Origin of the sequence: Streptomyces sp. NBC_01788, from assembly GCF_035917575.1 — a bacterium.
GTDB lineage: Bacteria > Actinomycetota > Actinomycetes > Streptomycetales > Streptomycetaceae > Streptomyces.
Genome location: NZ_CP109090.1, coordinates 1,344,416 through 1,367,595, shown reverse-complemented (window position 1 = coordinate 1,367,595; position 23,180 = coordinate 1,344,416). Strand labels below are relative to the sequence as shown.

The 23,180-nt window shown below is 67.4% G+C and carries 19 protein-coding genes and 2 pseudogenes; 6 read left to right on the top strand and 15 right to left on the bottom strand.

Annotated features, from left to right (window positions below):
* Positions 1 to 3: 3 nt before the first annotated feature.
* The 7 genes from OIE49_RS06405 to OIE49_RS06375 all read right to left on the bottom strand — a co-directional run bounded on the left by OIE49_RS06405 (position 4) and on the right by OIE49_RS06375 (position 6,526).
* Positions 4 to 1,182: a cytochrome P450 gene (locus OIE49_RS06405; RefSeq protein ID WP_326801471.1), complete on the bottom strand. Its 1,179-nt coding sequence runs from the start codon at positions 1,180 to 1,182 to the stop codon at positions 4 to 6.
* Positions 1,179 to 1,781 (bottom strand): GTP-binding protein, encoded by a 603-nt coding sequence (locus OIE49_RS06400; protein ID WP_326801470.1) that lies wholly within the window; start codon positions 1,779 to 1,781, stop codon positions 1,179 to 1,181. The genes OIE49_RS06405 and OIE49_RS06400 overlap by 4 nt, the downstream gene beginning before the upstream one ends.
* Positions 1,759 to 2,115: a DUF742 domain-containing protein gene (locus tag OIE49_RS06395; protein WP_326801469.1), complete on the bottom strand. Its 357-nt coding sequence runs from the start codon at positions 2,113 to 2,115 to the stop codon at positions 1,759 to 1,761. Before OIE49_RS06395 ends, OIE49_RS06400 begins: the two co-directional genes overlap by 23 nt.
* Positions 2,112 to 2,522 carry a roadblock/LC7 domain-containing protein gene (locus tag OIE49_RS06390; RefSeq protein ID WP_326801468.1) on the bottom strand — a complete coding sequence of 137 codons (411 nt, stop codon included), beginning with the start codon at positions 2,520 to 2,522 and terminating at the stop codon, positions 2,112 to 2,114. The genes OIE49_RS06395 and OIE49_RS06390 overlap by 4 nt, the downstream gene beginning before the upstream one ends.
* Positions 2,519 to 3,952 carry an ATP-binding protein gene (locus OIE49_RS06385; RefSeq protein WP_326801467.1) on the bottom strand — a complete coding sequence of 478 codons (1,434 nt, stop codon included), beginning with the start codon at positions 3,950 to 3,952 and terminating at the stop codon, positions 2,519 to 2,521. Before OIE49_RS06385 ends, OIE49_RS06390 begins: the two co-directional genes overlap by 4 nt.
* Entirely contained in the window at positions 3,952 to 5,799 is a 1,848-nt protein-coding gene (locus OIE49_RS06380; RefSeq protein ID WP_326801466.1) for a glycoside hydrolase family 15 protein, read from the bottom strand. The genes OIE49_RS06385 and OIE49_RS06380 overlap by 1 nt, the downstream gene beginning before the upstream one ends.
* A 229-nt stretch (positions 5,800 to 6,028) precedes the next feature.
* Positions 6,029 to 6,526, bottom strand: coding sequence for a DUF6415 family natural product biosynthesis protein (locus OIE49_RS06375; protein WP_326801465.1), 498 nt, complete (start codon positions 6,524 to 6,526; stop codon positions 6,029 to 6,031).
* Positions 6,527 to 6,715: 189 nt separating this feature from the next.
* Here OIE49_RS06375 and OIE49_RS06370 point away from each other — a divergent pair, with 189 nt between their 5' ends.
* Complete coding sequence (locus tag OIE49_RS06370) at positions 6,716 to 8,104, top strand: Tat pathway signal protein (protein WP_326801464.1); 1,389 nt, start codon at positions 6,716 to 6,718, stop codon at positions 8,102 to 8,104.
* A 75-nt stretch (positions 8,105 to 8,179) separates the two neighbouring features.
* A complete protein-coding gene (locus OIE49_RS06365; protein WP_326801463.1) occupies positions 8,180 to 8,668 on the top strand; it encodes an SAM-dependent methyltransferase in 489 nt (162 codons plus the stop codon).
* A 50-nt stretch (positions 8,669 to 8,718) separates the two neighbouring features.
* On the opposite strand, the gene OIE49_RS06360 is transcribed toward OIE49_RS06365, so the two are convergent.
* Positions 8,719 to 9,081 carry an ATP-binding protein gene (locus tag OIE49_RS06360; RefSeq protein WP_326801462.1) on the bottom strand — a complete coding sequence of 121 codons (363 nt, stop codon included), beginning with the start codon at positions 9,079 to 9,081 and terminating at the stop codon, positions 8,719 to 8,721.
* Between the two features lie 416 nt (positions 9,082 to 9,497).
* On the opposite strand from OIE49_RS06360, the gene OIE49_RS06355 reads away from it, so the two are divergent.
* Entirely contained in the window at positions 9,498 to 10,994 is a 1,497-nt protein-coding gene (locus tag OIE49_RS06355; RefSeq protein ID WP_326801461.1) for a helix-turn-helix domain-containing protein, read from the top strand.
* Positions 10,991 to 11,752 (top strand): HAD family hydrolase, encoded by a 762-nt coding sequence (locus OIE49_RS06350; protein WP_326801460.1) that lies wholly within the window; start codon positions 10,991 to 10,993, stop codon positions 11,750 to 11,752. The genes OIE49_RS06355 and OIE49_RS06350 overlap by 4 nt, the downstream gene beginning before the upstream one ends.
* Positions 11,753 to 11,827: 75 nt before the next feature.
* On the opposite strand, the gene OIE49_RS06345 is transcribed toward OIE49_RS06350, so the two are convergent.
* Positions 11,828 to 12,226 (bottom strand): hypothetical protein, encoded by a 399-nt coding sequence (locus OIE49_RS06345; protein ID WP_326801459.1) that lies wholly within the window; start codon positions 12,224 to 12,226, stop codon positions 11,828 to 11,830.
* Positions 12,223 to 13,076 (bottom strand): annotated as a pseudogene (locus OIE49_RS06340) (IS5 family transposase). Before OIE49_RS06340 ends, OIE49_RS06345 begins: the two are co-directional and overlap by 4 nt.
* Before the next feature lie 213 nt (positions 13,077 to 13,289).
* Here OIE49_RS06340 and OIE49_RS06335 point away from each other — a divergent pair.
* Positions 13,290 to 13,814 (top strand): annotated as a pseudogene (locus OIE49_RS06335) (transposase); the annotation flags it as partial.
* 234 nt (positions 13,815 to 14,048) lie between these two features.
* Here the strand turns inward: OIE49_RS06335 and OIE49_RS06330 are convergent.
* Positions 14,049 to 14,645 carry a hypothetical protein gene (locus OIE49_RS06330; RefSeq protein WP_326806442.1) on the bottom strand — a complete coding sequence of 199 codons (597 nt, stop codon included), beginning with the start codon at positions 14,643 to 14,645 and terminating at the stop codon, positions 14,049 to 14,051.
* Positions 14,646 to 14,658: 13 nt separating this feature from the next.
* Entirely contained in the window at positions 14,659 to 15,174 is a 516-nt protein-coding gene (locus tag OIE49_RS06325) for a polymorphic toxin type 28 domain-containing protein (protein WP_326801458.1), read from the bottom strand.
* An 85-nt stretch (positions 15,175 to 15,259) separates the two neighbouring features.
* Here OIE49_RS06325 and OIE49_RS06320 point away from each other — a divergent pair, with 85 nt between their 5' ends.
* The gene (locus OIE49_RS06320; protein WP_326801457.1) at positions 15,260 to 15,475 is read left to right on the top strand and encodes a hypothetical protein; all 216 of its coding nucleotides are present in this window, start codon (positions 15,260 to 15,262) and stop codon (positions 15,473 to 15,475) included.
* A gap of 120 nt (positions 15,476 to 15,595) precedes the next feature.
* Here OIE49_RS06320 and OIE49_RS06315 read toward each other — a convergent pair whose 3' ends face one another.
* Genes OIE49_RS06315 through OIE49_RS06305 form a run of 3 tightly spaced genes read right to left on the bottom strand, consistent with a single transcriptional unit; the run spans position 15,596 to position 22,994 of the window.
* Complete coding sequence (locus OIE49_RS06315) at positions 15,596 to 16,057, bottom strand: transposase (RefSeq protein WP_326801456.1); 462 nt, start codon at positions 16,055 to 16,057, stop codon at positions 15,596 to 15,598.
* A gap of 24 nt (positions 16,058 to 16,081) precedes the next feature.
* On the bottom strand, positions 16,082 to 16,480 hold the full coding sequence (locus OIE49_RS06310) for a hypothetical protein (RefSeq protein WP_326801455.1): 399 nt from the start codon (positions 16,478 to 16,480) through the stop codon (positions 16,082 to 16,084).
* Between the two features lie 46 nt (positions 16,481 to 16,526).
* Positions 16,527 to 22,994: an RHS repeat domain-containing protein gene (locus tag OIE49_RS06305; RefSeq protein WP_326806157.1), complete on the bottom strand. Its 6,468-nt coding sequence runs from the start codon at positions 22,992 to 22,994 to the stop codon at positions 16,527 to 16,529.
* Positions 22,995 to 23,180: the final 186 nt, after the last annotated feature.

Sequence of the window (23,180 nt, the reverse complement as noted above, 5' to 3'; positions counted from 1 at the left end):
CTTTCAGCGTGAGGGGAAGGTGACGGGCAGGGCGGTCAGGGAGCGGTGGAAGGGGCCGGGGCGCCAGACGAGGTCGTCGCGGTGGCCGTCGAGGTCCATCTCGGGCAGGGCGTCGAGGATGTGGAGGATGGCGGCCTCGGCGATGAGGTAGGCGTGTGAACTGGCGGGGCAGCGGTGCGGGCCTGCGCCCCAGGCGAGGTGGGCCCGGTTGCCCAGCGGCCGGTGGGATCCCAGGGCGGGGTCGTTGTTGCAGGCGGCGTAGCTGATGACTACCGGCTGGTCGGCCGGCAGGTGGAAGCCGCTGATGTCTACTGGCCGGGGCGGGTAGGTCATCTGGAAGTTCGCCAGCGGTGGGTCGCGGTAGAGAACGGTGTCCAGGGCCTCGCGGACGGGGGCATCACCGGCGTGCAGGGCGGCGGAGAACTCAGGGTTGGTGAGCATCTCCAGGAGCGTGTTCGTGATCAGGTTGGTCAGGGGCTCGATGCCCGCCCCGTAGAGGGTGATGAGCTGGTGGCCCATCTCGGTGTCGTCCAGCCGGGCGATGTGGTCGAGCAGTCCGCTGGTCACGTCGTCGCCGGGGTGCCGGCGACGCAGGGCGACGAGGTCCGCGACGGCCTCGAAAAGGACGCGGTTGCCGATGGAGGCATTGACCCCGTCGAAGACCTTCGCCATCCCGTCGGCGATCCGGTGGCCGACCTCGGCGGGGCAGCCGAGCAGGTAACTGAGCGTCTGAAAGGCCAGCGGCCACGCGTACTGGGAAAGCAGGTCCGCCTTGCCTGCGCTCTTGAAGGCTTTGATGGTCTGCTCTGCGACCCCTTCGACGCGGGCGCGGAGCGCGTGCTGGTCGACGGCGTCCAGGGCTGCGGTGTTCGCGGCCCGGTAGCGGGCATGCTCGGCGCCGGCCGAGCGCAACGCGTTGGGGCGCCACTCCATCATCGGCAGGATCGGGCAGGTGTCCGGGACGGAGGTCTGCCACCGGCGCGGGTCGGCGGGAAAGCGCTGCGGGTCAGCGACAATGCGGCGGGCCTGCTCGTACCCGACGACCAGGGTGGCGGGCACGCCCGGGGCCAGGTCCACGGGGACCAGGGGGCCGAACTGCTCACGCATGCCCTGGTAGGCGGCATGCGGATCCCTGGCGAAGTCCGGTTCGTACAGAGGGATGCGGCGGGGCGCGGTGCTCACGGTCGTGGCTCCAGAGGGTGCGCGAGACGGGCGAGGTACTCGGTGAGCTGAATCAGTGCCCGCATGCAGGACGCTCGCTCGCGGGCGTCGCACACGGTCAGCGGCGTGTGGCCCTCCAATGCGAGGGCTTCGTGGATCTCTTCCAGCGGGTGGTGGGGTGCGCCGTCGAACTGGTTGACCGCGACCGCGTACGGGACACCGTTCTCTTCGAGGAGGCCGAGGATTTCGTGGGAGGCGTCCAGGTCACGGGGGTCGACGAGCACCAGGGCACCGAGGGCACCGATGATCAACTCCTGCCACAGGAACCTGAATCGGACCTGGCCGGGGGTGCCGAACAGATACAGCACCAGCGCGTCGCCCAAGTGGATGCGGCCGAAGTCCACGCCGACCGTGGTGGTGGACTTGTTCGGCGTGCGGGCCAGGTCGTCGACCACGGCGCTCGCCTGAGTGATGGTCTCCTCCATGCGCACGGGAGCCACCTCGGAGACGCTTCCGACGAAGGTGGTCTTGCCCACGCCGAAGGCTCCCGCGACCACGATCTTCGCGGTCTCCGTCACCGTGGGTGCGATGAACCGGTCAGGCGAGAGCGCGGAGTCCATGCAGAACCCTTTCGAGAATTGAGGTCACGGGCCGGTCGTCGTCGCGACCCTGGGCGAGGGTCATCAGCCCCTGCTCGATGAGGTCGGCGACGAGGATCCGGGTGGTGGAGGGCGGCAGGGACAGTGCGGAGGCGATGTCCGCGACGGCCAGTCCTCCACCGTGCGAGGGCGCGAACAGAGCAAGCACGCGGCGTGCGTCCGGGTTCAGGCCGGGAAGGGTGCCGGTCGCGGCGAAGACCAGGCTCTCCAGGCGCACGTCCTTGCTGGGGCGGCTACGTCCACCCGTGCGGACGTAGGCCCTGACCAGATCTGGGTCCTGCCGCGGCCCGCTCATGCCCGCGCGGCTTCCGTGCCGCCCGCGACGCGCGTCCTGGCGCCCAGCCGTTCGCCCACGCTCGCGGCCAGGCGCAGCGCGGCCTCGCTGATCACACCGATGTCCGCGTGGGGGCTGTCCGTGCGCACGGCGAGCATCGAGTTCTCGCCCGCCGGGATGACCAGCGAGATGCCGTCGACCGACTCCATGACGAACTGGCGGACGCCTCCGCCGTCCGTTTCCTGGTCGTAGGCCCTCGATGCTCCCCACAGCGTGGAGGTGATGGCCGCGATCTTCTCGGCACGCTCACGCGTCAGCCGGTCGGTGTAGGCCGGGCTGATGCCGTCCGCGGCGACCAGAACGGCGTACCCCACGCCGGCGGTGCCCTCCAGGCTTTCGAGGAGCCAGCCGATGTTCTTGTCGGTCATGCGTCCTGCCCTTGGTCGTTGTCGACGGTGGAAGTGGAGGTGTGAATGCCCTGCTCTGCACGGGCTTGCTGCGTGCCACGGGCCCAGGCGGCGATCACGCTCGCCCGTCCCGGCTCGGCGTTGGCCGGGCGGGGAGCCGGAGCGGCAACGCGAGCGGGGCCCTTGCGGCGCACGGACAGACCGCTGGAGGTCGTGCGGACAGCGGGCCCCTCAGAGGCCGGTCCGGGCTGGGATGCTGCCGGAACCGGGGTGAGCGCGGGCGGCGGGTCGGCTGGGACGGAAGCGAGCGCCGACGACGGGGCGGCCCGCGACGGCTGCGCGGGCGGCGTCTGCGGCACCGTGGTGAGGAGGTCCTGGGGAAGAGTCAGGAGCGCGCGCGTGCCAAGCAGGGAGTTGGGTGCCTGGACATCGACCCGGAACCCGTAGGTGCGCGCGAGGTCGGCGGCGACCCTGAACCCGATCTGCGGGCGGGCACCGAGCTGCGTGATGTCATCCCTGCGCTGCCCGGTGAGGATGTCCCGTGCGGCGTCGAGCTGCTCAGGCGTCATCTGCAGGCCGCTGTCGTCCACGAAGACGGTGACCCCGTGGTGACCCTGCTCGAAGCAGACGTGCACCCGTGACTCCGGCGGAGAAAAGCGCAGCGCGTTGTCCAATAGAACCGCGAGTGTCTGCACCACGGGCCCCACCGCCCGGGTGGTCACCGCCACGTCGAGCTCCTGCGGCAGCACCCGCTGGTAGTCCTCGACGTAGCCCATCGCGGCCCGCACCACATCGGTCAAGGACGCCGTGGGCCAGCGCCGGGTCAGCTTCCCGCCCGCCAGAACGGTCCATCCCTGGGCCACTAGCAGCATTTGCTGGACCGTGTGATCAATGCCGATCAGCGTCTCGAACGCGGCATCGTCCTCATGCGCACGCATCCCCTTGCTGACCTTGCGGCTGGTCCTGGCCGCCATGCCCACAAGAGCGACCGTCACACTGCGCACGGCGGCCTCCGTCGATCGCAGCGCGGTGGCACGGACACGCACGATCTCCTCCTGTGCCGCGGTATGCGCATGCCGCAACTCCTCGGCACCGAGCGCCTTCGCCCGCTCTACCTCGCCGTACGCCGCGTACTGGACGTCACGGACCACTGCCTGGACTACGCCGACGGCACACTTGACCAACGTGGTCAGCTGCTCACCGACCGCGGTTCCGGCCAGTTCAGGTGCAGGGGCCGGCACGGAGACGTGACCGCGCGCCTGGTGAATCTGCGGCAGGGTCTCGCTGACAAGCTTCCGCAGGGCATGCTCGGTCGCCTGCTGCTGTCGGCTCAGACGCTGGGCCTCCTGCCGGGCCTGCCGCCAGCGGCGGTTCGTGCCCCAGGCCGCCGCCACGGCGACCACGGCCGTGACGGCGAGCAGGACGACCAGGGTGGTGACGGTCGCGTTCATCAGACACCTGCCAGCAGGATGGCGTCGGAGGTCGCCTCGGGCGCCCCAGCGTTGAGCTGCTGCAGCAGGAGCGCGGACCCGATCACCCCGATGTGGCTGAACGCCTGCGGGAAGTTGCCCAGTTGGCGCCCGGTTGCGGGCTCGTACTCCTCGGCGAGCAGACCGAGGTCGGTGCGCAGGGCCAACAGTTGGTCGAAGAGAGCGTGGGCTTCTGGCCGACGGCCGGTCAGGGCGAGCGCGTCGACCATCCAGAACGAGCAGAGCAGGAAGGTTCCCTCGTCGCCGGTCAAGCCATCGAGGCCGATGTGGCCGCCGGCGGTCGTGTAGCGCTGTACGAAGCCCTCCGGGGTGGACAGGTCCCGGCGCACCGCCTCCACCGTCCCCAGCACCCTAGGGTCACCGGGAGGCAGGAACCCCACCCGGGGGATCAGCAGCAGGGCGGCATCGACCTTCTGCGATCCATACGACTGAGTAAAGGTGTTGCGGTCTCGATCGAAGCCCTTCGCACACACCTCGTGGTGGATGGTCTCGCGCAGTTTCCTCAGCGCGGCCAGGTCGGCGTCCAGGGCGCCGGCCTCGATCAGGCGGATCGTCCGGTCGACCGCCACCCAGGCCATCACCTTCGAATGCACGAAATGCCGGCGCTGCCCGCGGACCTCCCAGATACCCTCGTCGGGCATCTGCCACCGCTGGGCCAGGTGCTCGATCAGCCGCTGGTGCAGGACCGCGGTATCTCGGCAACGGGCGACCCCGCCGAGGTGCGCGCCATGCAGCATCTCGATCACGTGGCCGTACACGTCGAGCTGCAGTTGGTCCGCTGCGGCGTTGCCGACGCGGACGGGGACGGAGTTCTCGTAGCCGGGCAGCCATCCCAGCTCCCGTTCCTGCAGGTCCCGCTCACCGGTGATTCCGTACATGATCTGCAGGTTCTCCGGGTCGCCGGCCACAGCCCGCAACAGCCATCGCCGCCATGCCTCGGCCTCCTGCCGGTATCCCGTGCCGAGCAGGACGGCCAGGGTGATGGAGGCGTCGCGCAGCCAGGTGTAGCGGTAGTCCCAGTTCCGGCCCCCGCCGATTTCTTCCGGCAGCGACGTCGTCGGCGCGGCGACGATTCCCCCGCTGGGGGCATAGGTCATCGCCTTCAGGGTGATCAAGGACCGGATGACGGCTTCCCGATGCGGGCCGTTGTAGGTGCACTTGCTCGTCCAGTCCGCCCAGAACGCGAGCGTCGCCGCCAGGGCAGCCTCAGGATCCGGAATCTCCGGCGCGGCCCCGTGGGACGTCCCCCAACTAAGGACGAACGCGACGCTCTCGCCCGCGCCGACCGTGAATGAGCCGACGATTGCCCCGTCCTTCTCGGCCTGCTCGGAGCACGTGTCGAGCCACAGGGCGTCTTCGCCGGCCTCGGCTATCACGCGTCCGCCCAGCTCGTGAATCCACGGGCTGACCCGGCCGTAGCCGGGGCGGGCACGCAGCGTGGAGACCACTGCCACCTCGCCTGCCAGGCCCTCCACGATCCGGATCAGCTGCGGAGCACCACCGTCACGCGGCGGCATGAAGTCGATGACTTTCACGCTGCCGGAGGGCGTTGTCCACACCGTCTCCAGCACAAGGGACTCGCCGGCATAGCGACGCTCGGCTGACACATCGGCGCCGCCCTCGTACGCTGCGGACGGGGCTATACGCCACGCCCCATGCTCCTGTGTTCCGAGCAGCGCGGCGAAGACGGCCGGCCGGTCGAAGCGGGGCAGGCACAGCCAGTCGATCGAGCCGCCGTCGCAGACGTGAGCACTGGTCTGCATGTCGCCGATCAGGCCGTACCGCTCGATACGCGGAACAGATTTCATCGTGTGGATCTCCGTTAGGCCCCGCGGATCCGGGGGTGCTGTTAGGGCTGCCGTAGTGGCCGGGAACGGTCAGGAAGAGGGGTGCCGGTGATCACCGGGGTGAGGGAGGGGCGATTAGAGCTGGCGTGGAGTCCTCGTCGTCAGCCGAAGGGCTGGCCGCGCGCTCGCCGCGAAGAACCAGCCAGGCCATCGGCGCGAGGACCAGCCCGATGAGGACTGCCCCGGAGGGTCATGTCCGCGGCATCGAAGCGGCCCAGACCAAACAGGCGAGGGCGACCGCGAAGACCGCCCCGCGCAGCACGTTGATCCGGGGCTTCCACCAACGCTGCCTTCGCTTCGGGCGCATCCGCCCGGGACCGCCGCACTCCACATGCGCGACGAGTCCTTGGGTAGCTTTGGCGAGCTTGACCAGGTACACCCGGCTCTCCACATAGCCCTCGGGGACGCTGTCCGAGCAGAGCTGCTGCGCACGCACCAGGGCAGGGTCTCCCGGAGCTGTCCGCGCTCCCAACTGGCTGACGTGGCCGCGCAGAAGGCGAACGAGGTCTTCCACATCGGCAGCGCTCTCGGGCAGCGGTGAATCCTCGCCCAATAGGAGTGTCACTGTCTTCTTCGCCGCGGCCACCGCTTGATTCCGTTGCGGCGCCGGCTCGGTGACGTGCCCTCGCCGCCCGCTCTCGCCCACGCGCTGGATGTCGCCTCGGCGAGGGACCAGCGAAAGACGCATGACACAGCTCCTGTTCGGATGAGGCCAAAGTGAGCCGAGATCGCCGGGTGGCACCGACGGCTGACGTGCCAAGTGAGTGATCCGGCCGCTACGTTGAGCGAACCGTGAATCCCGCCCGAGGGGTATGCCTGCGCGGACCGGAAGGCCGTCAAAGCCGTCAAAGATCATTTCGGAACCGAGGGGCAGCCCATGGCCCGTGAACGAAACATCGCCCTCGCCGCACTCCTGCGCGAAGCAGGCTGGTCCCAGCCGCAAGCAGCCGCGGCTGTCGCCCGGGTGGCTGCGGAGAGCGGGGTGCGCGACCTGGAGGCCGTTTCCCGCTCGCACATCGCCATGTGGGTACAGGGCACGCAGCCGAGCGGACAGGCCCCCCATATGCTTCGTGAGGCGCTGTCCCGTAGGCTCGGCCGGCGCCTGACCCTGCCCGACCTCGGGCTGGGAGGTGAGCCGACAGGCCAAACCGACAGCGGTTCCGACTGGAGCGTCGACCCTCTGACCGTGCTGGCCGAGCTGGGAAGCGACGACCTCGATATGCACCGACGCAAGATGCTGGCGACCGCCGCATACTCGGCCGCTGGCCTCGCCTTGCCCACGGCCTCGTGGTGGGCAGCCGCTCCTGCCGCGGCGGCGAAGCGCCCAGCAGTCTCCTCCCGACTGGTGGCACAGGCCGATATCAACGATGTCCGCGACCTGACGACCTTCTACTCCGCGCGCGACCAGCAGCGCGGGGGTGCCTCGGGCCGCTCGGCACTCGCAGGCCACCTTCGCGACGAAGTGGTGCCCCTGCTGGGCAGCAGGTACCGCACGGAAAAGATGCGTCGGGACACCTACTCGGCAGTGGCGGAGATGACCTACCTCGCAGGCTGGATGGCGTTCGACGCATCCGAGCACCGCACCGCCCAGCGCTACCTCGCCCTTGCCGCCCGCATCGCAGCTGAAGCCGGCGACGGGCCACTCGGCGGCCACATCCTGCGAGCCCTCGCACACCAAGCAGTCGACCTGCGACAGCCCCGCCGAGCGCTCGCCTTGGCCGACGCCTCCATGTCCCGCGACCGATATGGCCAGGCCAGCCACCGTGAGAAAGCCCTGCTCGGGATCGTTCACGCCCGGGCCCTTGCGGCAGTCGGCGACCACGCCGGCACCCTCGCGGCCATCAGTCGCGCAGAGCGAGATCTCTCCCGCGCCGACGACGACGCCGCACCCAGCCGCGTCGGCTTCTTCCAGGAAGCCTCCCTCGCCCACGAGACAGCCTGCGCCCTGCGTGACATGGGCCAGCCGCTCGACGCGGAGATCCACTTCCAGCGCAGCGTCGCCACCCGTCGCCGTCAGCAATACGCCCGCACCCACAGCGTGACTCTTGGCTACCTTGGCGCCGTTCAGGTCCAGCAAGGTCGCCTCGACGAGGCATGCGCCACCTGGAGTGAAGCCCTCGACGCGATGTCCGGTGTCCAATCCGGCCGCGCCCGAGACGTCATCGTCCGCATGCGGAGCGACCTCTCGCCTGTTCGGCACCGCGGCGGTCAACACGTCGCGGAGCTGGACCGCCGCGCACGCGAAATGCTCCGCACCATAGGCTGAACACCGATCAGGACGGAGGTGCCCCCAGCCGAGGGATGCCGCCGTCCACATCCTGCCGAGCGAGAGGAATGAACGGTGGTCTCCGCGTACGAGGTCAGGCCGATCGCCACGGTTGTCGGGGGACACACCCGCGTCCTGGACGACTACCAGGGGGGAGCTCGGTCGATCATCCGTGTCCACGACGAGTACCCGCTCGAAACCCTGCAAGGGATCGAGGAGTTCTCGCACCTGACGGTGACTTGGCGCTTTCACCTGGCGCGCCCGGAAGATGTGCAGCTTCATGCCCGTAGTCCCCGCGGGAACGTGCGCTGGCCGGCCACAGGGACCTTCGTGCACCGCAACCATCGCCGGCCGAACCAGCTCGCGATCAGCTACCCGCGCCTGCTCGACGTGGACGGCCGGGATCTTCTGGTCACTGACCTTGATGCTGTCGATGGGACGCCCGTGATCGATTTGGCGCCGTACTTCCAGCAGATGGGTCCCCGAGGAGTCGTACGTCAGCCGGCCTGGCCAGGTGAGATGCTCGACCCCACGTACTGGAAGGATGCAACCGAACGACCGTGACGTCGGAGCCTGAAGGTGCTGATGGCACGCGGCCTTGAGGTTGCTTGTCATCAGCTCACCGCCAATGCCATTTCGCACCACGTACTGGCGCCATCGTCGCTGACACCCCAGGAGCCCCGTCGGGCGCCCGCGATCGCCTGCACCATCAGCAAGCCGCGGCCGTGCTCGTCTTCGTCACAGGGTTTCCACGGAGTGGGCCGATGGCTGGTGACTCCGTCGTGGACTTTGACGCGCAAGTAACCGTTGCGGAGGGAGAGTGTCAAGGTGATCTCTCGACCGTGGCTGTGCTGGACAGCGTTGGTAACCAACTCGGAGACGACGAGCACGACGTCGTCCGCAAAGCAGGACAGGCCCTCTTCGACCAGATGAGTCAGGGTCAGCCTGCGCATCTGTGCGACCTGCAACGTGTCCATGCGTACGAGGGGTTGGCCTGGACTGCGCTCCGTGATCCGGAAGGTGTGACTCAGCAGGTCAGCGCCGGCCCCGGAGGAGCTAAGCGGTGGTTCGCTAATCGTCGTCATCACGTCCTCTTGGGGGCACGGAGAACCGACCGGGCGGCGGATGTTGCCCCTCGCAGGCAGGTCCGCTCGCTGTCGGGACGAAGACGGGACGGGCATGGGCCAAACAGGGTTGTCGTGGTGCCGCGCACGTTCCTCCCCTCTCCGCAGCGACAGGGTGATCGCCGCATCCGGCCAAGTGGTCAGTGCGGTGAGCATGAGTGTGGGACTAGGACGCACCCGCGCTGATCTCTGCGGCGATATCTCTGTAGAGATACGGAATCCCGCATATCGTGTGGACGGTTGGGAAGTTCGACCCAGGGGGCCGCGCCATGAGACCGCCGAGCCGCGTATGCGAGAGGTGTGCGACCGAGCTAAGTCAGTACAACCCAGATGCCCTCTGCGCCCTGTGCGCAAAGACGGGAACGGCGCCGGGAGTGCCCGATCGTGCCTGGCGCGACGAAGCCGTTTACCGGGCCCTGGCCGCTTGGGATTTCGGCGAGCTGCTGCGCCTGGTGCGTAAGCGGTCCGGCTTATCTCAGATGGCTGTGCGCGAGCTGACGGCGCTACCTCAGTCGTTCATTTCCGGCCTCGAACGCGGTCAAAAGCAGATCGGTAGCCCCGCCACCCTTCTTGATCTTCTCAACGGCCTCGGTCTGCCCTCCGACCTGCAGCCTTTGCTGCTGACGCCCCTACGCGGCGATGCGCCGAAACCTGGTCATAGCCTCTCCACGGAGGCCGTACTGCCTTGGACGGCGGATCGTATGGTGACGTCACTTGAAGTGGCCATCGGAGGTACCACCATGAAGCGCCGCCGCGTGCTGACCGCCCTGAGCGGAGCCGCACTCACCCAGTACGTCTTGCAGTCCGCCATCGCTCCCGCGGAGGCCGTGGCCGCTTCTTCCGGCACCACGACTGTCACCGATGCCCTGATCGATTCGCTTCAAAGCACCACCGACGCACTCCGCCAGATGGACGCCACCAGCGGTAGCGGAAACCTCGCCCACACGGCGAAGACTCACCTGCGGATGCTTCTGCACCTGCTCAAGCATGGCTCCCATAACGAGAGCTACGGGCGCCGCCTGGCTGCCGTCACCGCCGACACAGCGGCTCAGACCGGCTGGTACACCTTCGACAGCGGTGACCACGACACCGCCCAACAGCTCTTCCTTGGCGCTCTGCGGGCAGCCCACGCTTCGGGCGACTCCCGCCTGCGCGCGGGCGCTCTCGGTTTCCTCGCCATCCATGGTTACTCCGCCGGCGACCCGCGCGACGCCATCACCGCCGCCCGTACAGCGCGCCAGGCAATCACCGATCATGACGCCCCTGCCCTGAACGCCATGCTCCTCACCCGCCAGGCTCGCGGCCACGCCCGGCTCCGTGAAGAGCGCCACGCCTTGGCCGCGCTTGCCGAAGCCGAAGAACTCTGCGCGCGCGGCCGGGGCGAGGACGATCCTCACTGGCTGTACTGGATCAGCCCGGGGGAGATCCTCGGACAGACCGGAAGCTGCCACCTCGACCTAGGACAGCCAACTCGGGCAGCCCAATCCTTCGCCGCGGCCCGCGACGTGCTCAGCCGGGACGAGACCCGAACCACCGCTCAGTTCCTCTCCCGAGCCGCGACCGCGCAGATGCGCGCCGGCGACGCTGACGCTGGCTGCGCCACCGCCCATGACGTCCTGACCCTCGCCGAAGGCATTCAATCCGCCCGCCTCGACGGCCACCTGAGCACCATGCTCAACGAGGCGCGTTCCTACGGTGCCTCATCAACCGCCCGAGATCTGCTGGATCGTGGGGAGAGCATCATGCGCCAGCGAGCCGCCGCATGATTCTGGTTCTCTGGGACATCGACCGCACTCTCCTCTACACCGGCGACACTGACCGGCTGGTCTATCGGGAGCTCTTCGAGGAGGTAGTGGGCCGGCCTGCCGAGCGTCTGCCCGCCCGGGGAACCGGGGTGACGATGCCCCTCGCTGTCCGGGAGCTGCTGCGAGCGAATGCAGTGAAACGCGAGCGGATCGAGGAACTCGCGCAGCGCATCGTGCAGCGTATGCCCGCGCAACTAGAGCGTCACCGTGACGATCTTTCTCGCACCGGGCAGGTCATGCCCGGTGCACCCGCCGCCCTTGCCGCCGTGCAACAGGAGCCCGGACTGGTTCCCACTGTCGTCACTGGCAATCTGCGCGGCAGCGCCGAGATCAAGCTCAAGGCTCTTGGCCTGGACGAGTATCTCGACCTCAGCATCGGCGGATACTCCTCCGACGACTCCCACCGCCCTGCCCTCGTACGCGTGGCACAGCAGCGAGCCGGCACTCGCCATGGGCATACCTTCACACGGGCGACCGTGATTATCGGCGACTCTCTCGAGGACGTCCGCACTGGACGGGAAGGAGGCGCCCACGTGATTGGCGTCGCTTCCGGCACCACATCAGTCGAGCGGTTGGCTGCCGCCGGGGCCTGCCACGTCGTCCCTGACCTAACCGACGTACAACGCATAATCCGCCTGATCAACCAATGCGCCGCGTCGGACGTCGACCACGGCTGCCCTGAGCCATGGCAGGACGCGATGCCGGAGGAGTTCAGGTGATCGAGGTGCGGCCCGGCGAGCAGATGCGCTGTCGACGCTTCCTGAAAACTGGTTCTGGATCACTTGCAGAGGGCGTTAAGTCCGTTTCTGATAGCGGCCGCGTCCGGGCTGGGTGAGGAGTCCCTGGCGGACGAGTCGTCCCAGGCGGGAGCGGGTGACGTTTGTCGAGGGCTCGTCGGTGGGCAGGCCGAGGTGCTCGTGCAGATCGCGGCCGCGGAACACCTTTCCGGGGTGTTCGTTGAACGTGGTCACGATGCGCTGGTAGACGGTGGCGGTGGCGGTCGCCGCGGGGGCGGTTGCATGGTCGGGAGGGGTGAGGCCGTCGATGACCTTGCGGGTGGCGGCGAGCTCGGCCAGGCGGACTTCGGTCTCGGCGAGGTCGGTGGTGAGCCGCTGCTCGCGCAGGTTGTCGGCGCGGGCTGCGGTCTCATCGTGTTCGGTCAGCAGCAGCCGCAGGAGTTCGCAGACGTTCACGCGGCCAGCTCCACGTCGTCGCGCCAGGTGGGGGTAGGGGTGGTGAGGCGGCGGAGCATGCCGGCGGTGGAGGCTCAGTAGACGCGGGAGGCCGCTTTGTCGGGCCGGTGGTCGTAGTCGCGGGCGAGGCGCCGCTGCAGCATGAGGGTGCCGTTGACCTGCTCGACCACCCACGCTTCGGTTGCGGGACGAAGCCTATGCCCTCGTCGTCGGGGTTGCGTCGGACCACCTCGACGGTGATGTCCTTCACCGCCCCGTGGATGACCACGGCGTCCTTGAAACCCTGGTCGACCAGGACCTTCTCCAGGCGCATCCCGCACCGCTCGGCCGCCTGGTCCAGCAGGGCGATGCCGGCCTCGTTGTCGTGCGCGCTCGCAGCCAGGACCACTACACCGATGATCAGACCCAGCACGTCGACGGCGAGTCCCCGCTTCCTGCCGGGCGTCTTCTTGTTCGCGTCCAGTCCCGCCGTCTCCTTCGGCACCCCGGCCGCCACGCGGACGGACTGGGTGTCGATGATCACGAGGGAGGGGTCCTCTAATCGTCTGGACCGCTCCCGCACCTGGCAGCGCAGGATCTCCTGGATCCGCTGGTCAAGGCCGTCCTGGCGCCACAGGGTGAAGTAGTAGAACACCGCCGACCAGGCCGGAAGGTCGTGTGGCAGGAGCCGCCACTGACAGCCCGTCCGGTTCTGGTAGAGCAGCGCGTTCACAACCTCGCGCAGGCCGCAGGAGCCCGGGTCTCCCGTCGCCGACCGCGCCACCCGCTCCTGCTTCCGCGCGGTGACCAGCGGCTCGATCAACGCCCACTGCTCGTCGGGCAAGTCGGTTGAGTACGGCATCCGTTCCATGCCGCGACTCCATCATGCACACGACATGACGCGAGGATGGAACCGTCCTATCGCCCACGAACGAGCGACACCACATCACCAGAAACGGGACTTAATGCCCTCTGAAATGATCAGTAAGTCCCATCTCTCTGGGTTCGTGATCGCTCGTTCGTGTGACTGTTGCCGTTCGGGGCGGTGATTGGACATGGGGCATGCGCATGCCCAGATAGAGGAATGGAGCGTGAGCCGTATCCAAGCGACTTATCGGACGAGCGGTGGGCCTTGCTCGAGCCGATGATCACGTCCTGGAAGCAGGACCGTGTGGCGCGGTCGGCGACCAAGGATCCCGGGACCTGTGATCTCCAGGAGGTCGTGACCGCGATCTTCTACCAGAACCGGACGGGCTGCCAGTGGCGCTATCTGCCCCATGACCTGCCCGCCTGGTCGGCGGTGTTCTATTACTTCACCCTGTGGCGCAAGGACGGGCTCGATCAGCGGATCCAGGAACTCCTGCGCTGCCAGGTGCGGGAGAAGGCCCGCCGATTAAAGGCCCCGTCCCTCGTGGTCATCGACACCCAGTCCGTGCGCGCGGCCGCGGGAGTTCCGAAGACCACGACGGGGCTGGACGCCAACAAGCGGACGCCGGGGCGCAAGCGGGGACTGATCATCGGCGTCGTCGTCCTGGCCGCGTCGGCGCACGACAACGCCGCCGGGGTGACCCTGCTCGACCAGGCAGCGGATCGGTGCGGGAACCGACTGGGAGGCGATCCTTGCTCTCGCGGGCCTTCACACGCGATCAGCGAACCTTCTCGGCAGCTGCGCTGTGAGGGGCTGGCCTGGGCAGTGCTATCGGCGGACTACCAGCGCATCCTCACTATGCTCGCAGCTCGTCGGACAGATCATGTATGCGCACCGTCTGCAGCAGGTCTTCGAGGCTTCAGCAGGCCCCGGCCGGACGTTGTCCTGCCGGGGCCTGCTCGGCTGTCAGCTGAATCAGGCCTGACGTGCCGCATCGTGGAGTCGGTCACGCGCGGCACTCAGCAAGCCCTGCGACCACTCCGCACGCGTGACTCCCTCGGGCGGTCTCATAGATTCGGCATGGCTGGCGCCCAGCGCGCGGGCGATCGCTTCTACCGCGAGACGCTGCATGAGATCGTCGCCGTATTCACCGCGGCCCTCCTCGGCGAGCTTCAGTAGGGCGTGGAGTAGTTCGGCATCGAACCCGTCGTGCAGGATCTCCCCCGCCCCCGAGAGCGCCGCCATGAACGCGTCGTCACTCAGGTCCCAATCGGCGGAGCCCAGCAACTCGAGTATGGTCTTCGAGTACTTTGCTCCCACTCTCCAGTGCCCCGTGAGCACCTGCACGGCGAGCGCCGAGACCTCGGGGTCCTCTGGGTAAATCAGATAGCTGGCGACCAGAGACTCGTACGCCGGACCGCCCGCGCGGGCCACCGCGTACAACAACCGGTACAGGTCCCGGCCGGCCCGACCCTCGGAAATGGTCCGGGCGATCTCCTTCACCTCTTGTTGCGGGATAGTGCCGTCCTTCGCGCGCGCGGTCAGCTGCCGCAGGTACTCGTCATGCGTCACTGTCATGCTCCACTCACCCCCTGGGAACGAACTGCTCGGAGTAGTCCAGCATTTTGCTAGCCCGCCCCAGGTCTGCGACGAGAAGGTCTCGCTCGGCACCACCCGTCTTGGGGTGGGCCAGTTTCCTGTTGATGTCACCGATCGCGTTGAGCAGGCCGTTCTGGGCGTCCCGAACCTCGTGGACATGATCCCACGGGGTACCGTCTGCCTTCCGGGCGACCACCTCTCCCTTCAGTTCCCGCGCAGCCGCGGTGAGGTCCTTCATCTGCAGGTGCTCGGAGATCCGATCCAGCTTGGTGGAGAACGGCGAGGAGGCAATCTTGTGCGCGAGCTTGACCGCATCGGCTATGTTGTCGAGCTGCTTCGGCAGCTTTGCCGCGTCGCCCGCGAGCGGAATGAAACCAGCCACCCCGAGGCCGACCCCGAGGGCGTCCTTGTCCACGGCGGAGCGACCCAGGTCCACGGCGTCACATCCGGCGCCGACCGCGGGCACCCAGCCGCAGGCCATCAGTGCGATCTCACCAGCCACGCCCCACGACGGTCCTGTGGCGGTGCCCTTGTAGCCGGGATGCGGGGCCATCCCCGGGCAGCAGGCAGCAGTCGCGGAGCAGAGCGTGCTGGTCACCGACGCGCTGCGACGAGCCGCTTGTGGAGAGTCCGGCGAGGACGCAGGGGAAGACCTCCGGGCTGCCGAACTGGCTGCGGCGGTTCAGCTGCTGCAGGGGGCTCGGAACGCGCCGCTGCGCGTGCTGCTCGCGCACCGGGTCGCAGCGTATGTGCTGACGTTTGTCGCATCGTTCGGCCTGAACAAGGCACTGGTGGGCACTTGAAGCGCAGGTGGCCGATGCGGTGGCGGTCTGCGCCGGTGCGGGCGCAGGCGAGCAGGTCCCGCAGCTTCTCCTTGGCGATCCACGCGGTCAGCAGCGTCATCCCGATCGTCCCGGCGTCGATCAGTACGTTCCACATCGTGTGAACTGGGTGTCGGTGAGGTCTTCGCGGTTGCGCAGGAGCCGACGCCTGACCTTCCACTCCGGGTCGCGGGCCCGTCCGCGTCGGCCGCGCAGGGCGACGGTGGTCCGACGCCGGACGATGTTCAGCATCTTGTTGGCGAGCTGCACCATGTGGAAGTGGTCGACGACTACGGTGGCGTGCGGCAGTCCGGTGTGGATGGCGGTCCGGTAGCCGGGGGACATGTCGATCGCGACGTAGCGGATCTGCCGACGCCACTCAAGCGGTGTCGTGGCGAGCCTGGTGCGCGCCGGGCGTGTCGGAAGCTGCGGGCTGGCTTCTGCGTTTGCGTGAGTGATTCGCGCATCAAGAATGTCCAGGGCCTGGACAATCTGCGCTTGGCGGTCTACAGGGAGAAGAGCCTCTTCGACGGGGAGGCGAAAATCCGCCTCCCCGTCGACCAATCGTCAGGTCAAATCCTCTTCCCCCTATGAGGCGGCATTCGTTCGCGCATATACCTCGTCAGGTTCCGGGAATTCAACAGCCGGAGACAGGCGCAGTTCCCCCGAATCCGTGTAGTAGTAATTGAGGCCAAACTCACCCGGCCCCGAGAAACCGCATTGCCCTTTTGTGAAGGTGACGGAAACCCACTTGCTGCCTCCTGCGGGTACAGTGTCCACCCCCCAGGAGAACTCACACGCGTCCTTGATGTCGGCCTCCTCCATTAGTGCGCTCAATTGAAGCTGTGCTCCTGCGGAAATGAGGCCCGTACCTCCCTCTTTAAATTTGATCCAATCCCTCCCGGGATTGCTCCAGGTGCCGACAACCTGGTCGTCCGTCGGGACGGGAAACTCCTCTTCTGCCGAGCAGGCGGACACACCCGTCACAAGGCCAGCGGAGAGCGCGACCGCGAAGAGAGCCTGCCGACTTCGCTTAGTACGGTACATACACTTCCTCAATCCAGGTGATCTTCACGTTGATGTCTCTCTGACCCTCAGGGAAGATTTTCTTAACGGCGTCCGAGCCAGCCTTCATGATGGGATTGGTGCTTCCATTCTTGTACCCGTCGTTCGACAGGCTGCGGGTGGCCGAGGCTACCGTCATGCGGTTGGACACTGCTATCTGCACCTGGCCGACCAGTGCTCCGTGGTCCCACTCCGAATCCGTCTGGGGCGGCCGGCAGGACACCCCGAGCAGTTCGTAGTCGAGGTTGTAGGAACCGAGGGCGAGGCTTGCGGGACTGGCCCCGTAGATCCCCGATGTGAAGAACCCGGTGAGGTCGGTGAGTCCCTCCCAGAGCATTTCGCCATTGCTCCGCTCAGAGTGAGACTTGTGGAAGGTCCCCTTCTTCGCGTACACGCCGTCCTTGATCAGGCCCTGCACCATCCTGGTGAACGATCTGAAGTGGTCCTCGGTGCGAAGCTGCCTGACGAATTCGCCGTCCGGGGGAAGGGTGATCTCCGTCGGTCCGCCCATGGCCCAGACTGTGACCAGCTGCTGAGCGGAGAGGTCTATGGTTTCTTCGCCGTCGGGTCCCTTCTTGCCGTCTTTCCGCTCCGGTTCGGGGTTCGGCCCCTTCTTGAAGCTCGGCTTCTTGAAGACAGCGACGCTGACCGCGGTCGTCTTTCCGGCGCGGGTATGCACCGTCGTACTCAGGTACGTGTCCGACGTGTCGGGGACCTTGGTCACGTATGTGCTGGTGGAGTGGTATACCCAGCCGTTGCTGCTAGGTGTCACATAGTCCCGGTAGGTGCCGCCCTTGCCGTCGCTGCAACCCTCCTCGCAGCCCGAGAGCGGCCGCAAGCCGGTGGGATCGGCCTTGGTGACGGGGGTGTTGTTGGAGTAGGCGTAGCCGTTGAGGGATTCGTGGTCATCGGGGACGAGGACCGGGTCCACGGAGAGAAAACGGCCGGTGGTCGGGTCGTACTCGCGGGCGCCGACGTGAGTGAGTCCGGTGCCAGTGTCGACGGTTTTACCAAGGAAGCCCTTGTCGTCGGGCCAGGTCGGTGGTGTCGTGCCGCGGGTCTCACCGAAGGGCTTGGTATAGCGGCGGGTGACGGCCTGAGTGGTGGCGTCGACTGCCATAGAGGCGGTGCCATGGTGGTCGTCGACCATCCAGGTCAGGCTGGTCTCGGTACGGGCGGCGGTGACGTCACCGGCTGCGTAGTAGCGTTGGGCGCTGAACTTCTTGGCCGCGGTGTCGTAGTGGAGTTCCTGGCCAGCCAGGTAAAGGATGGTCTTGTCGGGGCCGCGGCGGATCATGAGATCGCCGTTGGCGTCGTAGAGGTAGTCGGTGGTCTTGGTGCCTTCGGTCAGGCGGACGAGTTCTCCCTCGATGTCCCAGGTGAGGTTCTGCGCGATGCCGGTGGGGCCGTAGCGCTGGGTGGTGTTGCCCTGCTCGTCGTACGTGAAGGTCTTGGCGGTGCCGCCGTTGACGGTGAGTGAGGTCAGTGTGTGGGGCTGGCCGGTGCCGGAGGCATTGCCGGCGGCATAGTCGTAGACGGTCTTGGTGTCACCAGTGGCCTTGTGCTCGGTCTGGGTGTCGCGCAGGCCGCCGGGCTTGTAGGTCCAGCTGGTCCAGTACGGGGCCGGGCCACTGAGCGTGGTCGCCGAGCGGGCGGTGGCGCAGTTGTTGGAGGAGGGGGTCCAGGCTTCGGTCAGACGGCGGTAGCCGTCGTAGGCGAAGCACTGGGTGTCCTTGCCGTTGGCGTTGTCGGTGATCGACTTGACGTTGCCGGTGGCGTCGTAGGTGTAGTTGACGTCGCTGGTGTAGCCAGCGTTGCTCTGATCGACGGTGTGGGTGTTGTCCAGCCGGCGGGTGCCGTCCTCGTAGCGGTTGAGGATCTGGAGCTGCTTGGCACCGGTGGATGTGCCCAGGCGGGTTTCCTCGATCTCGCCGTACGGGGAGTAGCCGATGTTCTGGACGTAGTCGGTCATGCCGTCAGTGCCGGTGAGCATGCCAAGGCCGTTGTAGCTGTTGGCTACGGTCTCGGCTGGCAGGCCGGCCACTGCGGGCATCGAGGTGGACTGGACGGTGCCGTCGATGTTGTAGGTGGTGGAGGTGGTGAAGGTCTGCGGCGCACCGGCGGTGACGAGGGGGTCGGTGGCTGCGATGACGGTCTTGATGCCCTTGGGGCGGCCGAGATCGTCGTAGCCGGTGATGGCCTGGGAGTAGATCTTGCCGGTGGTGCCGCCGACGTACCGGATGGCTGCGGTCAGTTGTCCCTTGGCGAGGGAGTCGTAGGTGAACTTGGTCAGTTGGTGGGCGTTGTCCTGCACGCCGTCCCAGGTGCCGGTCTTGCGGCCGAGCTCGTCGTAGTCGGTGATCAGGGTACGGGTGACCTTGTTGAGGGTCGTCGTGGTGGTCACCGGTTGGTCGGCGTCGTTGTAGGTGGTGGTGACGGTGCCCTTGTCGGGGTCGCTAGAAGTGATCTTGCGGCCGCGTAGGTCGTAGCCGTAGGACCAGACGGCGTTGTCCGGGCCTGTCATCTTCGTCAGCTGGCCGGCTGGGTCGTGTTCGAAGAGGGTGCGGGTGTAGTCGGTGCCGGTCGGGACGGGGCTACTGAATTCACGGCGCTCGATGAGCCTGCCGCGGGCGTCGGTGATGCTCAGGGTGCCGGTGCCGCCTGCGGCGGCGGTGACGGCGGTGCGGTCGCCTTGGTACTCCGTCTTGGTGCGCCACTTCTCCTGGTCGTAGACCCGGAAGATCGATTCGGTGGCGCGACCGGCGGCGTCGAAGACCGTTTTGGTGGAGGCGGGGACGGAGCCGGGGTAGGTGTTGGCGAGGGTGCCCGAGGGTGCGCTGTTGTCGTGGACCTGCCCGTTGGTGATGTAGGCCAGGCCGCGGTCGTCGTAGAGGGTCTCGGAGATCACCCGGCCGCCGTTCGGCGCTGGGACCTGCTTCTGACGGGACCGCAGCAGGCTGTCGAAGATTTCGTAGGAGCTGTTGTAGGTCTTTCCGTCGGCCTTGAGGGCGTCGGTGCGGACCCAGGTCTGCTTGTCGTTGTTGATGCTGTAGGCGTAGACGATGCTGGCAGCGTCACCGAGGGTGCGTGAGCGGTCCGGCTTCCAGACCGACCGCAGGCGACCAAGCGCGTCCAGGGACCACTCGGTAACGTTGCCATTGGCGTCGGTGGTCTTGGTTGCTGTGCCCCAGGCCGGGTCTACCTCGGTGGTGGAGCTGTAGAGCTTGGGGTCGATGGAGATCTTGGACTTCAGCGGGCCATAGCCGTTGTCGTCGGGGACGTACGTGGTCTTGACCGTGCCGTTCAGGGCGTTGGTCTCCGTGAGCGGGCGACCCAGCTTGTCGTAGGTGGAGCCGGAGACCTGCTGGTAAACGGGTGTCTTGTCCATTGCGTTGTAGCTGGCGACCCGGAAGGAGGCAGTGATGTCGCCCTTGGTAGGCGACACGCCGACCGCCTGGCCGTCGTAGGCTGTGGTGACGTCGGAGACGACGTCCCCGGGAACCGCCGGCATGGCCGCACAGGAGACGGAGTAGACCTCGACACGGCTGATCTTCGCTACCAGCCAGGCCGACGTGTTGCGGGCGTACGTGGTTCGCGTGCAGATCTCGTCGCCGGTTTTGGCGGTGTCGCCGGTGTTCTCCACGGTGACTGGCATGCCGTACGTGGTGTCGTAGGTGGTCTTCTGCTTGACCGTGCGGGTGCCGGTGGAGGTCTTGGTGCGGGTGGCGGTCTCGCCGGCCTGGACGATCCAGGACTCGGTGGTGCCCCAGCTGTAGGCGTGGCTGCCGGTCTTGTGGGACCAGGGGGTGTTGATGGTGCCGCTGACTTCTTCGTTGCCGTTGTAGACGATGGTCTCGCGGACGAAGCCGGCGTACTGGCGGGAGTCGTCGATGGCGGTGCCGGTGGAGTCGGTGACCTTCTCCACGCGGGGGGTGCCGTCGAGTTCCTTCTCGCCGTTCAGTCCGCGCATGTACAGGGTGGACTTCTTGCTGCGCGGACCCTCGGTGTTGCCGCCGGTCTGGACGACCTTGCCGTAGCCGCGCCACTGCGACCAGGTGCGGTTGGACGTCTTGGTCAGGCCCTCGTCGTCGGCGTAGGCCCAGCCGGCGCCGCCCTGGTAGTCGTAGTAGGTTTCGCCGGTGTCGCCGTGGCCGTAGGGGTCGTCCTGGAAGACGGAGGTGACCACGTACTTGTGGAACCAGTCGGTGACCGGGGTTGCGCCGGACTGCGACCACTTGACCGGGAAGCAGCGGCGGGTGTTCTTGTCGACGGCCGCGGGCATTTTGGTGCCCCAGATGCAGTCCGGGTCCGAGTAGTTGACGGTGGTGGTCGAGCCGGTCTCGGACTTGATGGTACGTACGCGCCACTTGATGTAGCGAAGGGTGTCCGGGCCGCTGCCCTCGACGTGATTGGACATCTGGATGCCGCCGAAGACGATCGGCGGCATGGCGGCCGTGGTGGTGTTGGCCTTGCCGGTGTTCTGGATGGACTTCAGCCACAGGCTCGGCGAGGAGGCGTCACCGGTGTCGGGGAAGCTCTGCTCCAGGTGCCAGGTGTCCACGTCCCGGCGGGTGGTGCCGGTGCCGGTCCACACCGAGGTGGTGACGTCGGTCAGGCGCTTGCGGGTGAAGAAGGCCGGGCCGATCTGGGTGGTGCACTTGGTGTTGGCCGCGCAGATCATGTCGAAGGGCACGTCGGGCCAGTTGGCCTTTGTGTCCTTCGTCAGGCTGGTGCAGCCGCCCGAGACGACGCACCGCTCGGCGTAGGTGAAGCGGACCTGCTGGGCGGCGGGCTTGCTGTAGATCAGGTCGCTGCGCAGACCGTAGTCGATGTGGTCGAGGTAGCCGCCGCGGGTGTAACTGGTGCCGTTGACAGTGGTGTCGGCGTTCTTGGAGTAGTAGTTCGTCTCCCGGTTGTACCAGTACGCTGAGGCGTTGCCGTGGGTGTCCACGACATAGTCCAGGTTCCAGCGCCAGGCCTGGGAACAGAAGGAGTCGGCGAAGCCGGTGGACTTGTAGCAGGGTTCGCCGGAGTCGTTGCCGAAGACGGGGACGGTCCACACGGAGTTGGTGACGGGGTCGTCGTCGGCGGTGTCGGTGGTGCCCTTGTCGCTCCAGCCGGGCAGGCGGTGCTTGCCGAAGAAGTACTGGGTGCCGGAGGCGTCCGTGACCTTCCAGTACTCGGTGTTGTCATCGCCGTTGCCGGTGGCTCCGGTCAGGTGCTCGACGCGGGTGCCGTCCTCGTTCTTCATCTTCCAGGTGCCGCCGGACGCCTGGGACCGGGCTGCGGTGTCGCAGGCTGCCTTGTCGGTGCAGGTGTTGACCAGCTCGACGGCTTTGCCGTTGAGGACCAGAGTCGCGTTGGCGTACTTCCAGCACAGGTCGCCCTTGCCGGACTGGCCGTCGTCCTTGCAGGAGGCGTACTTGCGCTCGATGTAGGACTCGGTGATCGAGAAGCCCTCGCCGATCACGGAGGTCTGGTTGTTCTCCCCGGCCGTACGGCCGTCTACCGAGGCGGAGTTGTAGGAGATGGACAGGTTCGGGGACGGGCCGGCCGTCGCAGGGGGAACCCGCAGCGGGTAGTCCCAGCTGAAGTCACCCGTGCTGCCGCCAGCCTCCCAGGTCGCGGTCGGGGACAGCGGGGTGGCGCTGTAGTCGCTGCCGCCGCCCGAACTGTCGGCCGCCGCCGCCAGCAGCATCGGTGTGCCGGAGGCGAGGGTGCGGCCGGAGACGGTGCCCGTCAGTGTCTGGGCCTGCGCGTCGTTGTCCGCGCCGGTCACGGGACTCTGGGTTCGGCAGGATGCCTTTTCCGGGGTGGTCAGCGCACACGCTGGGAGTGTCACAAGGCTCAGGCGGGGGCCGAAGTTGCCGCCGTAGATGTCGTTGAAGGAGGAGTAGTCCAGGGAGATCCGGAGCTTGTCGGTGTCACCGGCGGACTTCCCGGATGCGGCTCCCGTCGGGTCGACGGTGAGCAGGACGCCGTTGACGCCCGCTTTCTTCGCGGCCGACTGGGGATGGACGCTGAGCGCCACCTCGGCCGGAGCGGTGGCCTTCGCGGCCGTCCTGTTCTTCGTCTCCTTGAGTGTCGGCGCGGCGGGTTCCTGAGCCAGCTTCACGCCGAGCCCGCCGACGGAGACGGAGGTCCCGCCGGATGTCGGGACGGCGGCGGTGATCTTCCCGGGCTTCGGCCAGGCGGCCTTCTTCAGCCGTTCACGGGTCTCGCGGGCGGCGGGGGCGGCCCTGTCCTTCGGTGCCTTGGACGTGCCGGGCTGGAGCACGCCCACCTTGTCGATCTTCGCGTCGGGCCGGTCCTCCAGCTTCTTGCGGGCCGACGTGGACTGGGCCTGGGCGGCGAAGTCGTAGCCCGAAGGAACCACGACTTGCGGAAGGACGGAGAGGGAGACGACGAGCGCTCCACGGCCGAGCCAGCGGCGTATGACCGCCCCTGGCAAGCGTGGGCGGAAGGGAGTTGACGACACGGTGATTTCCCGGTTCTCGGATAGGGGGAGGAGGCGCTCTAGCGATGTCCGTGCCCAAGAGCGCCAGGCCTTGACGGCGCGTCGGTGAAGGCGCGCGGGATGGTGCGGGTAGAAGGCGGCACGGTGGGACAGAACGGCGTAGGC

Coding starts and splice junctions, on each gene's coding strand:
- OIE49_RS06400 (WP_326801470.1), bottom strand. CDS start 1,781: ATGGACTCCGCGCTCTCGCCTGACCGGTTCATCGCACCCACGGTGACG.
- OIE49_RS06395 (WP_326801469.1), bottom strand. CDS start 2,115: ATGAGCGGGCCGCGGCAGGACCCAGATCTGGTCAGGGCCTACGTCCGC.
- OIE49_RS06390 (WP_326801468.1), bottom strand. CDS start 2,522: ATGACCGACAAGAACATCGGCTGGCTCCTCGAAAGCCTGGAGGGCACC.
- OIE49_RS06385 (WP_326801467.1), bottom strand. CDS start 3,952: ATGAACGCGACCGTCACCACCCTGGTCGTCCTGCTCGCCGTCACGGCC.
- OIE49_RS06380 (WP_326801466.1), bottom strand. CDS start 5,799: ATGAAATCTGTTCCGCGTATCGAGCGGTACGGCCTGATCGGCGACATG.
- OIE49_RS06375 (WP_326801465.1), bottom strand. CDS start 6,526: ATGCGTCTTTCGCTGGTCCCTCGCCGAGGCGACATCCAGCGCGTGGGC.
- OIE49_RS06370 (WP_326801464.1), top strand. CDS start 6,716: ATGGCCCGTGAACGAAACATCGCCCTCGCCGCACTCCTGCGCGAAGCA.
- OIE49_RS06360 (WP_326801462.1), bottom strand. CDS start 9,081: ATGGACACGTTGCAGGTCGCACAGATGCGCAGGCTGACCCTGACTCAT.
- OIE49_RS06355 (WP_326801461.1), top strand. CDS start 9,498: ATGAGACCGCCGAGCCGCGTATGCGAGAGGTGTGCGACCGAGCTAAGT.
- OIE49_RS06350 (WP_326801460.1), top strand. CDS start 10,991: ATGATTCTGGTTCTCTGGGACATCGACCGCACTCTCCTCTACACCGGC.